The sequence below is a fragment of the Pseudomonas sp. LTJR-52 genome, from assembly GCF_003691465.1.
In the GTDB taxonomy this organism is placed as follows: domain Bacteria; phylum Pseudomonadota; class Gammaproteobacteria; order Pseudomonadales; family Pseudomonadaceae; genus Chryseomonas; species Chryseomonas luteola.
In genome coordinates, this window is record NZ_CP033105.1 from 3283429 (window position 1) to 3297769 (window position 14341).

Sequence of the window (14341 nt, forward strand, 5' to 3'; positions counted from 1 at the left end):
AGGCGGTTCTTTGTTTACAGCAACTGCTTACAGCGGGCGCATATGCGGGAACAGAATTACGTCACGGATCGACGGAGAGTCGGTCAACAGCATGACCAGACGGTCGATACCGATGCCCTCACCTGCCGTTGGCGGCATGCCGTATTCCAGCGCCGCCACGAAGTCGGCATCGAAATGCATGGCTTCGTCATCACCGGCGTCCTTATCGGCCACCTGAGCGTGGAAGCGCTCAGCCTGGTCTTCCGCATCGTTAAGTTCGGAATAGGCGTTGGCGATTTCACGGCCACCGATGAACAGCTCGAAGCGGTCAGTCACACTTGGATCGTCGTCGTTACGACGGGCCAGCGGAGAGACTTCGAACGGATACTGAGTAATGAACGTAGGCTGCTCCAGTTTGTGCTCGACCAGCTCTTCGAAAATCATGGTTTGTAGCTTGCCGAGCCCTTCGAAGCCCTTGACGTCCGCACCGGACTTCTTGGCAATCGCACGTGCTTTCTCGATGTCACGCAGATCATCAGCGCTGATCTCGGGGTTGTACTTCAGGATCGAGTCGAACACGGACAAGCGTGCAAACGGCTCACCGAAGTGAAAGACCTTGCCTTGGTATGGCACATCGGTGGTACCCAGAACCGCCATGGCCAGCTCGCGGAACAATTCCTCGGTCAGGTCCATGTTGTCTTCGTAATCGGCATACGCCTGGTAGAACTCAAGCATAGTGAATTCGGGGTTATGCCGAGTCGATACGCCTTCGTTACGGAAGTTGCGGTTGATCTCGAACACGCGCTCGAAGCCACCTACTACGAGGCGCTTCAGATAAAGCTCTGGAGCGATACGCAGGAACATATCGATATCCAGCGCATTGTGATGCGTCTCGAAGGGCTTGGCCGCCGCACCGCCTGGGATGGTCTGCAGCATGGGCGTTTCGACTTCGAGGAAGTCACGATCCCGCAGGAACTGGCGAATGTGAGCGATCACCTGCGAGCGTACACGGAACGTATGGCGGACGTCGTCGTTGACGATCAAGTCGACGTAGCGCTGACGGTAGCGCATCTCGGTATCGGTCAGGCCGTGATGCTTGTCAGGCAGAGGACGCAGAGACTTGGTCAGCAGACGAACATTGTCCATGTCTACATACAGGTCGCCCTTGCCGGAGCGGGCCAGTGTGCCCTCGGCCGCGATGATATCGCCCAAATCCCAGGTCTTGATGGCTTCCAGCGTTTCCGCTGGCAGCTTCTTGCGGTCTACATAAACCTGAAGCCGGCCGGTCATGTCCTGAAGAACCATGAACGCACCGCGGTTGAGCATGATGCGGCCAGCAATCTTGACCTTGATGCCCGCTTCGGCCAGCTCTTCCTTGCTTTTGCCTTCATAGGCTTTCTGCAGGTCCGCACAGTAGCTGTCGCGGCGGAAGTCATTCGGGAACGCGATGCGCTGCTCGGCGCGCAGGGCTGCAAGCTTTTCCTTGCGCTGGGCAATCAGCTTGTTGTGTTCCTGCTCTTGGGCATGTTGGTCTAAAGGTTGTTCGCTCATGGTCTGGGTATTTCCATCACGGGATCAGCCCTCTCCTGTCGGAGAGGGCGTTTAAGGTAGTGTTACAGGCCCTGCTTGAGGCTGGCCTCGATAAACTCGTCCAGGTCGCCGTCCAGTACCGCATCGCAGTTGCTGTTCTCGATGCCGGTACGCAGATCCTTGATCCGAGACTGGTCGAGTACATAGGAGCGGATCTGGTGGCCCCAGCCGATATCGGACTTGGAGTCTTCCAACGCCTGGGAAGCGGCCGTACGTTTCTGCATTTCCTGCTCATACAACTTGGCCCGCAGCATTTTCATGGCGGTGTCCTTGTTGGCGTGCTGGGAACGCTCGTTCTGGCAGCTGACCACCGTGTTGGTGGGCACGTGGGTGATACGCACCGCCGAGTCCGTGGTGTTAACGTGCTGACCACCCGCGCCGGAGGAACGGTAGGTATCGATTCGCAGGTCGGCTGGGTTGATCTCGATTTCGATGTTGTCATCGATCTCCGGCGAAACGAAGACGGCTGTAAACGACGTGTGGCGGCGGTTGCCCGAATCGAATGGACTCTTGCGAACCAGCCGATGTACGCCGATTTCAGTCTTGAGCCAGCCGAACGCATACTCACCCTTCACATGAACGGTTGCGCCCTTGATCCCTGCCACTTCACCTTCGGAGAGCTCCATGATGGTCGTCTCGAAGCCGTGTTTGTCTGCCCAGCGCAGGTACATGCGCAGCAGCATATTGGCCCAATCCTGAGCCTCAGTGCCGCCGGAGCCAGCCTGGATGTCGAGGTAGGCATTGTTCGGATCCATCTCGCCACTGAACATGCGACGGAACTCGAGCTTCTCGAGAATCTCGCGCAAACGCTCGACCTCGGTGGCCACATCATTGACAGCGCCTTCGTCATTTTCCTCGGCAGCCATTTCCAGCAGGTCGTTTGCATCGGCCAGACCACCGGAAAGCTCATCAAGGGTTTCGACTACCTGAGCCAGCTGGGCGCGCTCCTTGCCAAGGCTCTGAGCGTACTCAGGCTTGTTCCAGACGCTTGGATCTTCGAGCTCGCGCTCAACTTCGGTCAAACGATCTTTTTTATGATCGTAGTCAAAGATACCCCCGAATGGTCTGGGTACGTCCGGTGAGGTCTTTGATACTGTTCAGAATCGGGTTGATTTCCATGGCTGGCAATCACTCGCGGAAAACGTGGAAAAGCCTGCGAGTATACTGCAACCGGCTCCGATCCGGCAGCCTTTGCGGGTATTTGTTCGTCCCTCCGTTATTCAGCCCCTCCGAATGGCCTACAGCAGCATAGAAAAGCACTGCTGCAGGCTCCGGTCGACTCATGCCGCTTGGCGTTTACCGTCACAGCACGTCCGATTCAGGTAGCGCAACGTATATAGTGCAGCTTACGCAGCCGACCTGAACTTCGCAGCGCGCTCAATCTGCATGGATATCGACGTGGCGGGTCTCACGTAGGAAGAGCAGGCCTACCACCAGACTGCCCCCGGCAAACATCAATATGTCTTGATGTGCCAGACCGCCGAGCAAGACGGCCCGGACGCATGATCAGCCCTTGGCCTTGCTATCCAGCTCAGCCCGGAGGGCGGGATCCAGGTTTAGATGACGCGCCAGCTCGTCGAGATAGGCCTTTTCCATCACTTGCTGATCATCGGCCATCAACAGACTTGCCAGGTAAATCTCGGCAGCCATTTCCGGCGTCTTGGCGCTGGCAGCAATTTCGGCAGGGTCCAGTGGCTTATTGATTTCCTGACGCAGCCAATTCTGAAGCTCAGGATCATCTGCATGTCGATTCATTTCGTCATCAATGAGCTTACGCTCCTGATCATCGATATGCCCGTCTGCCTTGGCTGCCGCAATAAGTGCCTTCAGAATGGCCTGACTGTGCTGCTCCACCTTTCCTTCCGGCGCACGATCCACTGTCTGAGGCTCGGTCTGAGGCGCATTGGCCTGGCTTTTCTGCCAGTTTGTATAAGCCTGGTAGGCCAGCGTACCCAGCGCGACCAGCCCACCATACTTGGCCATCCGGCCACCTCCCATACGGCTGGCGCCCTTGCCGCGCAAAAGCATCCCCAACACACTAGCGGCCAGCGCTCCGCCGCCCGCACTCGACAGCATGCCGCCCAGAGGGTCTTTCGACGAAGGGGTTTGAGACTTCGTATTACCTTGATTCAACTTTCCAAGTGCACCGGACAGGCCGCCCTGCTTGGCGAGCATGTCCTGCCCTGTCTTGAGTAATTGATCCAGCAGGCCACGTGTTTGCATCATTGCTCTCCAGATAATGGCAGATACCTATTAGGGCAAGACACACCGGCAGATGGTTCATGCAGCGGAGCGCTCTTCTGCTGCGAGATATTGCAGGGACGCTTGGAGGGAGGATTAAACAGGGCGAACCTACTGGAAGCTCGCCCTGACAGGGTCAATCGAACGATAGCGGCTTGCGAAGGGGCGTATCCCGGTGTGCCGCGCGAACGTACTGTGCGGGCCAGGAAACCTTGTCGCGCAATGCTTCAGCGGCCTGCAGCGGCCAGTGCGGATCACGCAGCAGTTCGCGTGCCAGCAGTACCACATCGGCCTGACCGGTACGAATGATGTGCTCAGCCTGGGCTGCATCGGTAATCATGCCAACGGCGCCACTGGCAATATCAGCCTCCTTGCGAACCCGCTCTGCAAATTGCGTTTGATAACCTGGGCCTACCGGGATTTCGGCGTTTGCCGCAGTACCTCCCGAGGAGACATCAATCAGATCGACACCCAAGGGTTTCAAGCGCTTGGCCAGCTCTACCGTCTCGTCCACATTCCAGCCATCTTCGACCCAATCGGTTGCTGATAACCGAACAAAGACAGGCAGCTCATCAGGCCAGACTGCCCGAATGGCTTGTGTAACCTCCAACAGGAAACGTATACGGTTATCGAAGCTGCCACCGTATTGATCACTACGCTGGTTTGAAATCGGTGAAAGAAACTGATGTAGCAGATAACCGTGGGCCGCGTGGATTTCCGCAACCTTGAACCCGGCAGCCAGTGCGCGCTCGGCTGTTGCGACAAAGGCTTTGGTGAGACCGGCAATACCCTCAGCATCCAGCTCGGTAGGACGTGTGTGCTGGGGGTCAAAGGCTATCGCTGACGGAGCTACGGGAACCCAGCCACCTTCAGCGATAGGAACGCTGCCGTGCTTGCCTTCCCAAGGACGCCACGTACTGGCTTTACGCCCGGCATGGGCAATCTGGATACCTGGTACCGCGCCCTGTGACTGAATGAATTGAGTGATGCGGCGCAGCGGCTCGATCTGCTCGTCCTTCCATAGACCCAGATCCTGCGGAGTAATACGACCTTCTGGCGTAACGGCAACAGCTTCACTGATGACCAGACCCGCGCCACCAACGGCACGGCTGCCCAGGTGGACCAAGTGCCAATCATTGGCGAAACCGTCTTCGCTCGAATATTGGCACATGGGGGAAACCACAACGCGATTCGGAAGCGTCAGTTGGCGAAGGGTAAAAGGCTCAAAAAGTTTGCTCATGATCGCTCTCGGCACAATGACTTGAATCTATTAGAGCCTTACTTTGCCGGAATGATCATTTCGATAGCAATGCAACTATTTTTATGAGGCCTATTACTTCACTTTGGCGTCAGGTGAACCACAATCAGCTGCACGCTTTCCTGACCACGAAATTCGTTCACATCCAGGCGGTAGGCAGCTTCGACCCAGCGAATTTGCGGATTCGGCCAGACCTCGCGATTGATGTTGAACGCAATGCCGTCCAGCTGGATGCTTCCGCACTCACTCTTCAAGACCAGCTTCAAATGCCGCTCACCTACAATACGCTGCTGCACGACCTCAAACACACCGTGAAACATCGGCTCGGGGAAATGCTGCCCCCAGGGGCCAGCATGCTTGAGTGCACGTGCAATCTCCAGTTGAAAATCGCAGGTTTCCAGCGAACCATCCGACTGCAAACGCCCTGTCAGATCATCCTCGATTAGATGCCGTCTGACTTCCGCATCGAAAGCCGCAGCAAACGCACCGAAATTCTCTTGAGGCAGTGATAGCCCCGCTGCCATGGCGTGCCCGCCGAACTTAGTGATCAGCCCAGGATGACGCGCCGCAACAGCATCCAGCGCATCACGGATATGAAACCCTGGAACCGAACGCGCCGAGCCCTTGAGCATGCCGTCACCGGCATCGGCAAAGGCCAGCGTGGGCCGGTGGTAACGTTCCTTGAGACGAGACGCCAGAATACCAATGACGCCCTGATGCCATTCGGGATCAAACAGACATAATCCGAACGGCATATCGTCCCTGGGTAACTCCTTGAGCTGCGCCAAGGCCTCACGCTGCATGCCCTGCTCGATCAGCTTTCGATCCTTATTGAGCTGGTCCAGCTGGACGGCCATGTCTCGTGCAAGGGCTTCGTCCTCGCACAGCAGGCACTCGATTCCAAGCGACATATCATCCAGCCGCCCCGCCGCATTGAGGCGCGGCCCCAGAATGAATCCCAGGTCAGTAGAAGTAATCTTACCCGGCTGCCGCCCAGCTACCTCCAGCAATGCTCTAAGCCCCGGACGAGCGCGACCGGCACGTATACGCGCTAATCCCTGATGGACCAGAATCCGGTTATTGGCGTCCAGCGGGACCACGTCGGCAACACTGCCCAGCGCAACCAGATCCAGCAGCTCAGCCAGATTAGGTTCTTTTATGTTCAGCGCATCGAACCAGCCCTCTTCACGCAGCCGCGTCCGCAGTGCAAGCATCACGTAGAAGATAACGCCCACGCCAGCAATGCACTTGCTGGGAAACTCACAGGCAGGCTGGTTGGGGTTAACGATCGCATGAGCAGCAGGTAACTCATGGCCCGGCAAATGGTGATCGGTCACCAGCACGCGCATTCCTGCGGCTTTGGCGGCTTCGACACCGTCTATGCTGGAAATTCCGTTATCCACGGTCACCAGTAGATCAGGCTGGCGCTCCCGGGCAACCGCGACGATTTCAGGCGTTAGCCCATACCCGTATTCAAAGCGATTGGGAACAAGGTAATCGACCCAAGCGGCGCCCAGGCTGCGTAAGGTAAGAACAGCCACACTGGTAGCGGTTGCGCCATCAGCGTCAAAATCACCCACGACCAGAATGCGTTGACGCTTGGCCAGCGCATCGACCAGCAATTCGATGGCGTCATCCATCCCCTTGAACAACCGATAGGGATGTAACCGCGCCAGCCCTTTTTCAAGCTCATCAGCACTCTTCACGCCACGCGCGGCATAAAGACGGGTCAGTAGCGGCGGAAGATCACCCAGATCGGGCAATTCATCCGGCAGGGAACGAAGTTCGATACGCATCGATTACTCAAGTATTACAACAGAAATAGAGAACAGGCCGAACAGACGGCTCAAGCCATGGATAGATTCAAGATGCGTCTGCTTCCATGGCTTTTAAAGTGTTTTCCGATGAATCAACGCTCACCCATCAACCAGTCGAGATGAAGCTCGTGTTGACCACGCTCGTCCGTCACGAACACAGTCCCCTCACTGATCATTACGCTCCAACTGATCGAGCGTGGCAGGTCAGTAGCCAATGCAGCCAGCGGCTCAACAGGCACCGCTGCAATGTTCAGGTTCTTCAACATCTTCACCGAATCGACTACCTTGCTCTGCCAGACCCGCAAATTGCCATAGGCAAGCAAGCTGACCCGCTCCGCACGCCGAGAACACCAGACCAGGCGCTCAGCATCAGGCTGCCCAACTTCAATCCAATGCAGTACACGATCATCGAGACTCTTTTCCCAAAGGGCAGGCTCATCTACATCGGAAAGTCCCCGACCAAACCCAAGCTGCTCGCCGTACCACAAGGCGTACCCCAGGATGCGCACAGCCAGACGCTCTTCGGTTTCGGAGGGATGACGAGCAACGGTAAAACGCAGGTTCTCGTAGACGCTGCGGTCCAGATCCGTCAGGTTAAGTTCAACTTTATAAGGCGTGGCTTGCAGGGCCATGAATGTCCGCTCGAAAGTAAAGCTGACCAGTGTACCGTGAAAACGCCTGAAAAGTGGCTTGCTCAGACAGGCTGGCTAATGACACTTCGATTCTTGCCGAGCCCCTTGGCTTCATATAATCCCTTATCAGCCAGGGCAATCAGCGAATCAAGCACATAACCCGCCTCCGCCGAACTGGCTACACCAATGCTGATACTCAAGGAAACCCCTGCTACCCGTGAGCATGAAGCAAATTCCTTCCGCATCCGCTCAGCCATTTGATACGCCGCTTCAGTAGTGGTGTCTGGTAGCAGGCACGCAAACTCTTCGCCGCCCAAACGACCAAAAACATCACGTTTTCGAAGCCGCATCCTGGCCACCTCACAAAAGGCTACCAATGCTTGGTCTCCAGCCTGATGACCATGCCTGTCATTGAGCTGTTTGAAATTATCCATATCACACAGTAGCAATGTCACAGGGCTATGCTGAACCTGGCAGTGACGCAGCATGTTTTCGCTGTCTTCGACGAAGAACCGTCGATTGCCAATACCTGTCAGCGAGTCCGTCAACGAGGCTTGCCGGTAACGCCTCTCCGTTCGTTGCTGCACCATGGCTGTCGCCGCAAACGTCAGACCAATGCTGTACAACAAGGTCTCGAGCAGCAGAAACGCCGCAAAGTCGATTCCATGACTTTCCCCGGCGAACGGCAGTGAGCGATCCAGAAAGAAACGACCGACATAAAAAGCACTGTGCAATCCAAACAGACTGAACAAGGCCGCCAGCGATACCTGATTTTCGTTCCGGGAGCGCCAGAGTTCATAACCTGCCAACACGGTATAGCTGACAATTACCAGCGAGCTCAGTTGAATTCGCGCGGCCAGCGAGCCATAAAATGCGGGAATTAGACAGGCAAGCAACCATAGGACACTTCCAGCCCACACTCCGGACCAGAGTACTCGTCGCCCGGAAAAAGCCCGCATGGCAGTCCACCCCATGGCATAACAGACATGAACAAGCACGTTCCCCAGCATGATAGGCAACGCATCCATTCCTCGTCCACGCAGGCTACCTATTACCAGCCCCAGCGCGCCCGACCATAGCATCACGCACAGAAAGCCCAGAGTTGCCTCGCGGCTCCCTCTTGCCCATGCAAATAGCATCAGCACGCCAAGCAGAACGAGTACATACACATTGGTCACAAGTAGCGTAGGCATGCTCAAAGTCACGGCAGCCCTCCTGGCAGCACGCGTGTCAATCAAACGAGCAAGGGGAAGCTGGTCAGGAGCGAATGCCAGAACAGCATCCGCCCCTGAACGCTATTTAGAGCGGCCTGCCGCGATTACCATGTTGAGCGACAAAAGCCTGTACCGCCTCAATGGCGTTAGGCAGCACAGTGCAGCGCTCCTCGCGTTGGAATAGATCGCTCAGGTGAGCCGGAAGCTCCAGCGCCTTACCAATACCGGCCTTCTCGACCGCGTCAGGAAACTTGACGGGGTGTGCTGTTCCTAGCACTACCATCGGCGTAGACAGGTTACGACGACACTCTCGCGCCGCCTTGACACCAATTGCCGTATGCGGATCAAGCACCTCGCCGGTACGCTTGAAGACATCAGCGATGGTAGCGCACGTGTCTTCATCACTTACCGCCAATGAGTCAAACAGCTTACGTGCTTCAACCCAACGATCCTCTTCAACGGAGAGCTTGCCCGTGGCCTTGAACGTGCTCATCAGCTCGGCCAACGCCACACCGTTACGTCCGTGCAGGTCGAACAATAAACGTTCGAAGTTGGACGACACCATGATATCCATGGAGGGCGATAGCGAGGCGTGCAACGTTTCCTTGAAATACTGGTTGCCGCTCATGAAGCGATGCAGGATATCGTTGCGATTGGTTGCTACAACAAGCTGACTTACAGGCAGCCCCATGTTACGCGCCAAGTATCCTGCGAATATATCGCCAAAGTTACCGGTCGGAACCGAGAATGCTACGGAGCGCGCCGGGGCACCCAACTGCAGCGCTGCATGGAAGTAGTAAACGATCTGGGCCATGATGCGCGCCCAGTTGATCGAGTTTACGGCAACCAGACGCGTGCCCTTGAGGAAGCTCTGATCGGCAAAACTCGCCTTCACCATCTCCTGACAATCATCAAAATTGCCTTCGATGGCGATGTTATGGATATTTTCGCCAAGGATGGTCGTCATCTGACGGCGCTGGACCTCAGATACACGCTGGTGAGGATGCAGAATGAAAATGTCTACATTCTCGCAACGACGGCAGCCCTCAATAGCAGCAGACCCCGTATCGCCCGAAGTAGCGCCGATGATCACGACGCGCTCATCCCGCTTGAGCAGAATATGATCCAGCAGACGGCCCAGCAGCTGTAATGCGAAATCCTTGAACGCCAGGGTTGGGCCATGAAAAAGTTCCATCACCCATTCATTGGCATTAAGCTGACGCAGCGGCGCAACCGCACTGTGAGCGAATGCGCCATACGTTTCCTCAAGAATCTGTTTGAAGTCGGTATCGCTGATACTGCCCTCAACGAACGGGCGCATGACGCGGAACGCCAACTCGTGATAAGGCAGCCCAGCCCAGGAAGCAATCTCTTCCTGAGTAAACCGCGGCAGATTTTCCGGCACATACAGACCTCCGTCACTGGCCAGGCCAGCCAACAGAACGTCTTCGAAATTCAACGCTGGCGCATTGCCGCGGGTGCTGATGTAACGCATCGATTTAACCTTCAATTAGAGCAGCTGATAGCCGGATCCATTATCCGGCCGGCCTGGATCAGTTCAGATGTTCGACTCGGATACGAACAACAGCCCCTACCACATCCTCAAGTGACTCAAGCGCCTTGATGGCTTCATTCATATGCTGTTCATGTACCCGGTGGGTCAGCAGAATCATGGGAATCAAGCCGTCATGTTCCTCGGCTTCCTTCTGCATGATCGACTCTATATTAATGCCACGCTCCGACAGGATACTTGCCACCTGGGCCAACACACCTGGATGGTCCTTGGCTTGGATACGCAGGTAGTAGGCGCTCTCACAGGCTTCGATAGGCAATACCGGATGATCGGACAAAGCGTCAGGCTGGAAGGCCAGGTGCGGAACGCGATTTTCCGGATCTGACGTCATGGCACGTACCACATCGACAAGATCAGCCACTACGGAAGAAGCCGTTGGCTCCATACCAGCGCCTGCGCCATAAAACAGTGTCGAACCCACCGCATCACCGTTGACCATGACGGCGTTCATTACCCCATTTACGTTGGCAATCAGGCGATCGGCTGGAATCAGGGTGGGATGAACACGTAGCTCAATACCCTTCTCGGTGCTGCGCGCAACGCCCAGGTGCTTGATGCGGTAACCCAGCGCCTCGGCATAACCAACGTCGGCCGTGGTCAGCGTGGTAATGCCTTCGGTGTAGGCCTTATCGAACTGAAGCGGAATACCAAAGGCAATGGATGCCAGAATGGTAAGTTTATGCGCCGCATCGATACCTTCAACATCAAAGGTTGGATCCGCCTCGGCATAACCGAGCGCCTGGGCTTCCTTGAGTACGTCTTCGAACGTACGGCCCTTTTCGCGCATTTCGGTCAGGATAAAGTTGCCAGTACCGTTGATGATTCCCGCCACCCAATTGATGCGGTTAGCCGCAAGGCCCTCACGCACAGCTTTGATAACAGGAATGCCTCCAGCAACCGACGCTTCGAAGGCTACGATGACGCCTTTTTCACGCGCCTTGGCAAAAATCTCGTTGCCATGCACCGCGATCAACGCCTTGTTTGCGGTAACCACATGCTTGCCGTTGTTGATTGCACGCATGACCAATTCACGGGCCACTGTGTAACCACCAATTAGCTCGACCACCACGTCGATTTCCGGGTTATCCACCACAGCGAACACATCGTCGGTAATCGGGGTAATACCGGTATCACACTTGGGATTAGGACGACGCTGAGCAATCTGTGCTACTTCAATACCACGGCCGGCACGACGTGCAATCTCTTCAGCGTTTCGTTTGAGCACATTGAAAGTACCGCCACCCACGGTACCCAGTCCGCAAATACCCACTTTTACCGGTTTCACGCTTTATTCCCCTGTTGTAGGCCTCGGTAGAACACCCGGGCTGATAAAAACTTGGAAACGGAGTTTACCTCAAGCACGCCGCTTGGCTGCCACGTATCGCTCAGGCTTATCATCAAGACCAAACGGCCGAGCTTAGCTCGGCCGTCATGACTGCACTATACCTATTTACCGGCTGCCAGCGCGTCATTTACCAATTCTGACGCTGGCTGGTAACCAGGGATCATATGTCCATTGGCAAGAATAATGGCAGGCGTGCCCTGAATGCCAATCTGTTGCCCCAGAGTGAACTGCTTCGCAACCGGATCATCACAGGAGGCAGCCTTGATTTCCTTACCCTCGAACATGCGCTCCATCGCCTCGGCCCGATCCTTAGAGCACCATACTGCCTCAAGCTGCTTATACCCCGCCGAATTTAAACCCTGACGCGGGAATGCCAGATAACGCACCTCGATACCCTGCTTGTTCAACTTGGGAACTTCGCCGTGTAGTTTCTGGCAATAAGGGCATGTGGTATCCGTAAAAACGGTAATGTGAGCTTTCGTCTCGCCCACGGCCGGAAAGACGACCATTTGCTGCTTGTCCAAGCCATTGATCTGCTTGGCCACTGCTGCATTTTCAGCCTGTTCCGTCAGGTTAACGGCGTGACCGTCCTTATACTGGTACAGGTATCCTTGAACGATGTATTGCCCATCAGCACTGGCATACAGGATACGCCCGCCCTTGAGCTGAACCTCATAAAGGCCTTCAAAAGGGCTTTTCCCAATCGACTCGATACCCAGATCAGGCTGTAATGCACTCAAGGTCTTACGGATAGCCTGCTCGGATTCAGCCATTGCAAAAGTACTTGCGAGCCCCAGGCAAACCGCCAGCACCAAACGAGTAATGCGCATGAATAACTCCTGTGAACAATAGCTGCCAGCCTACCACAGAGGCCGACCCTACAATTTAACCGCGAGGATGATGTTCCGCATGCAGAGCCTGCAAACGAGCCCGGGCGATATGTGTGTAAATCTGGGTTGTCGAAAGGCTTGAATGGCCTAAAAGCATTTGTACGGTACGCAAGTCAGCACCATGGTTGAGCAGATGGGTTGCAAAGGCATGGCGCAGCGTATGGGGTGAAAGCGGCTTATCGATACAGGCCACCTGGGCGTGCAGCTTGATGCGGTGCCAAAAGGTCTGCCGCGTCATTTCAGTCCCACGCAGGCTCGGAAACAGCACATCAGATGCCAACCCGTTCTGTAACAGGCCGCGCGCTTCCTTCACATACCGCTCCAGCCAATTGATAGCCTCCTCCCCCAGAGGAATCAGACGCTCCTTGTTTCCCTTGCCAAACACCCGCATTGAGCCCTGTCGCAGATTTACCTGCTGAAGCGTCAACCCAACCAGCTCGCTGACTCGAAGACCCGTTGCATACAGTACCTCCAGCATGGTTCGATCACGCAAGCCCAGCGGGTCATCAGTATCCGGTGCGGCAAGCAATGCCTCGACATCTGCCTCGGACAAGCTTTTGGGTAGAGGAGCGCCAAGGCGAGGCATATCGACCTGTAGCGTAGGATCAACATCGATCAGTCCTTCACGAACCGCATATCGATAAAAACCACGAACGCTCGATAGAAAACGCGCCGTTGAGCGTGCCTTGTAACCCTTGTCCAGCCGCCAGGCCAAGTGATCAAGAATCATCTCTCGACCAGCCTTTTCAAGCGAAACGCCCTGCTCCGTCAACCAGGCGTTGAACTGCCCTAAATCATTGGAATAGGCGTCACGCGTGTGTTCGGATAAGCCTTTCTCAAGCCATAAGGCATCCAAAAATCGATTGATGTACGGATGATCTCGCATCGGCAGTGTTACAACTCAAGAGTGTTGAGGGAAGTCCGGCAGAACAGCGATAGGACGCTTATCCTCATCGATTGCAACAAAGCTAAACGCACCACTGATCGCCAGTTCACGTCCTTCGTTATACATACTCTCGAGGTAAACCTCGACACCCACCTTGATGCTGGTATTACCCACTTTTATCACTCGACCAATCAGCTCAACGATAGAGCCACCTGGAATGGCGTGATTAAAATCGATACGGTCGGTCGATACCGTTACCAGCGGCAAACGGCAAAACCGTGTCGCCGTAATGAAAGAGACTTCATCCATCCACGCCATCGCCTGCCCGCCAAATAACGTGTGATGATGATTGGTATTAGGAGGAAATACCGCTTTGGCCACGCGCGTTTCAGACAGCTCTGTTCGGCGTGCGATTTCTTGCTCTCTAGGGGTCATGGACATCCGGGAACTCGCTTAGCTAACTCACCATACTGACTTTTCATCCACGCAACAAAAAAGCAGCCCTAGGGCTGCTTTTTTGTGGAATCGCTGAATTAAGCCAGCTTTTCCTTGATACGTGCTGCCTTGCCAGACAGTTCGCGCAGGTAGTACAGCTTGGCTTTACGAACATCACCGCGACGCTTGACGCTGATGCTGTCGATCATGGGGCTGTAAGTTTGGAAGGTACGCTCTACACCTACACCGTTGGAAATCTTGCGAACGGTGAAAGCACTGTTCAGGCCGCGGTTACGCTTGCCAATTACAACGCCTTCAAAGGCCTGCAGACGCTGACGGTCGCCTTCCTTTACTTTTACTTGAACGATTACGGTATCACCGGGCGCGAAAGCCGGGATTTCCTTGTTCATTTGTTCAGCTTCAAGCTGTGCAATAATCTTGTTGGTCATGCTAGTGTGCTCCTAAGACAAGCCGTCAGACC

Annotated in this window: 13 protein-coding genes; all 13 read right to left on the bottom strand. The window is 55.3% G+C overall.

Going from position 1 to position 14341, the window contains the following annotated elements:
* Positions 1–27 precede the first annotated feature (27 nt).
* Positions 28–1530: a lysine--tRNA ligase gene (gene lysS, locus EAW52_RS15380; protein WP_122043129.1), complete on the bottom strand. Its 1503-nt coding sequence runs from the start codon at positions 1528–1530 to the stop codon at positions 28–30.
* A 62-nt stretch (positions 1531–1592) separates the two neighbouring features.
* Positions 1593–2688, bottom strand: a protein-coding gene (prfB, locus tag EAW52_RS15385; RefSeq protein WP_100217761.1) for a peptide chain release factor 2 whose coding sequence is annotated in 2 segments (ribosomal slippage) — positions 1593–2615 and positions 2617–2688 — 1095 coding nt in all. Because the reading frame shifts where the segments join, the coding sequence is not laid out codon by codon here.
* A gap of 387 nt (positions 2689–3075) precedes the next feature.
* Entirely contained in the window at positions 3076–3792 is a 717-nt protein-coding gene (locus tag EAW52_RS15390) for a tellurite resistance TerB family protein (RefSeq protein ID WP_019366562.1), read from the bottom strand.
* A 154-nt stretch (positions 3793–3946) separates the two neighbouring features.
* A complete protein-coding gene (locus tag EAW52_RS15395; protein WP_074827610.1) occupies positions 3947–5050 on the bottom strand; it encodes an NADH:flavin oxidoreductase/NADH oxidase in 1104 nt (367 codons plus the stop codon).
* Positions 5051–5148: 98 nt separating this feature from the next.
* Positions 5149–6864, bottom strand: coding sequence for a single-stranded-DNA-specific exonuclease RecJ (recJ, locus tag EAW52_RS15400; RefSeq protein WP_122043130.1), 1716 nt, complete (start codon positions 6862–6864; stop codon positions 5149–5151).
* Between the two features lie 113 nt (positions 6865–6977).
* The gene (locus EAW52_RS15405) at positions 6978–7517 is read right to left on the bottom strand and encodes a YaeQ family protein (protein ID WP_010797600.1); all 540 of its coding nucleotides are present in this window, start codon (positions 7515–7517) and stop codon (positions 6978–6980) included.
* 62 nt (positions 7518–7579) lie between these two features.
* Positions 7580–8722 (bottom strand): diguanylate cyclase, encoded by a 1143-nt coding sequence (locus EAW52_RS15410; protein WP_256680601.1) that lies wholly within the window; start codon positions 8720–8722, stop codon positions 7580–7582.
* Between the two features lie 94 nt (positions 8723–8816).
* Positions 8817–10226: a threonine synthase gene (gene thrC, locus EAW52_RS15415; protein WP_122043132.1), complete on the bottom strand. Its 1410-nt coding sequence runs from the start codon at positions 10224–10226 to the stop codon at positions 8817–8819.
* 58 nt (positions 10227–10284) lie between these two features.
* On the bottom strand, positions 10285–11589 hold the full coding sequence (locus EAW52_RS15420; RefSeq protein WP_122043133.1) for a homoserine dehydrogenase: 1305 nt from the start codon (positions 11587–11589) through the stop codon (positions 10285–10287).
* A 161-nt stretch (positions 11590–11750) separates the two neighbouring features.
* A complete protein-coding gene (gene dsbC, locus EAW52_RS15425; protein ID WP_122043134.1) occupies positions 11751–12479 on the bottom strand; it encodes a bifunctional protein-disulfide isomerase/oxidoreductase DsbC in 729 nt (242 codons plus the stop codon).
* A gap of 55 nt (positions 12480–12534) precedes the next feature.
* On the bottom strand, positions 12535–13425 hold the full coding sequence (xerD, locus tag EAW52_RS15430; RefSeq protein ID WP_372238859.1) for a site-specific tyrosine recombinase XerD: 891 nt from the start codon (positions 13423–13425) through the stop codon (positions 12535–12537).
* Positions 13426–13440: 15 nt separating this feature from the next.
* Positions 13441–13860, bottom strand: coding sequence for an acyl-CoA thioesterase (locus tag EAW52_RS15435; protein WP_122043135.1), 420 nt, complete (start codon positions 13858–13860; stop codon positions 13441–13443).
* Between the two features lie 98 nt (positions 13861–13958).
* On the bottom strand, positions 13959–14309 hold the full coding sequence (rplS, locus tag EAW52_RS15440; protein ID WP_019366570.1) for a 50S ribosomal protein L19: 351 nt from the start codon (positions 14307–14309) through the stop codon (positions 13959–13961).
* Positions 14310–14341 lie beyond the last annotated feature (32 nt).

Bases quoted from the DNA above. Each gene is read 5' to 3' on its own strand.
- lysS (WP_122043129.1), bottom strand. From the start codon at position 1,530: ATGAGCGAACAACCTTTAGACCAACATGCCCAAGAGCAGGAACACAAC.
- thrC (WP_122043132.1), bottom strand. From the start codon at position 10,226: ATGCGTTACATCAGCACCCGCGGCAATGCGCCAGCGTTGAATTTCGAA.
- EAW52_RS15390 (WP_019366562.1), bottom strand. From the start codon at position 3,792: ATGCAAACACGTGGCCTGCTGGATCAATTACTCAAGACAGGGCAGGAC.
- EAW52_RS15435 (WP_122043135.1), bottom strand. From the start codon at position 13,860: ATGACCCCTAGAGAGCAAGAAATCGCACGCCGAACAGAGCTGTCTGAA.
- recJ (WP_122043130.1), bottom strand. From the start codon at position 6,864: ATGCGTATCGAACTTCGTTCCCTGCCGGATGAATTGCCCGATCTGGGT.
- rplS (WP_019366570.1), bottom strand. From the start codon at position 14,309: ATGACCAACAAGATTATTGCACAGCTTGAAGCTGAACAAATGAACAAG.
- EAW52_RS15405 (WP_010797600.1), bottom strand. From the start codon at position 7,517: ATGGCCCTGCAAGCCACGCCTTATAAAGTTGAACTTAACCTGACGGAT.
- dsbC (WP_122043134.1), bottom strand. From the start codon at position 12,479: ATGCGCATTACTCGTTTGGTGCTGGCGGTTTGCCTGGGGCTCGCAAGT.
- xerD (WP_372238859.1), bottom strand. From the start codon at position 13,425: ATGCGAGATCATCCGTACATCAATCGATTTTTGGATGCCTTATGGCTT.
- EAW52_RS15395 (WP_074827610.1), bottom strand. From the start codon at position 5,050: ATGAGCAAACTTTTTGAGCCTTTTACCCTTCGCCAACTGACGCTTCCG.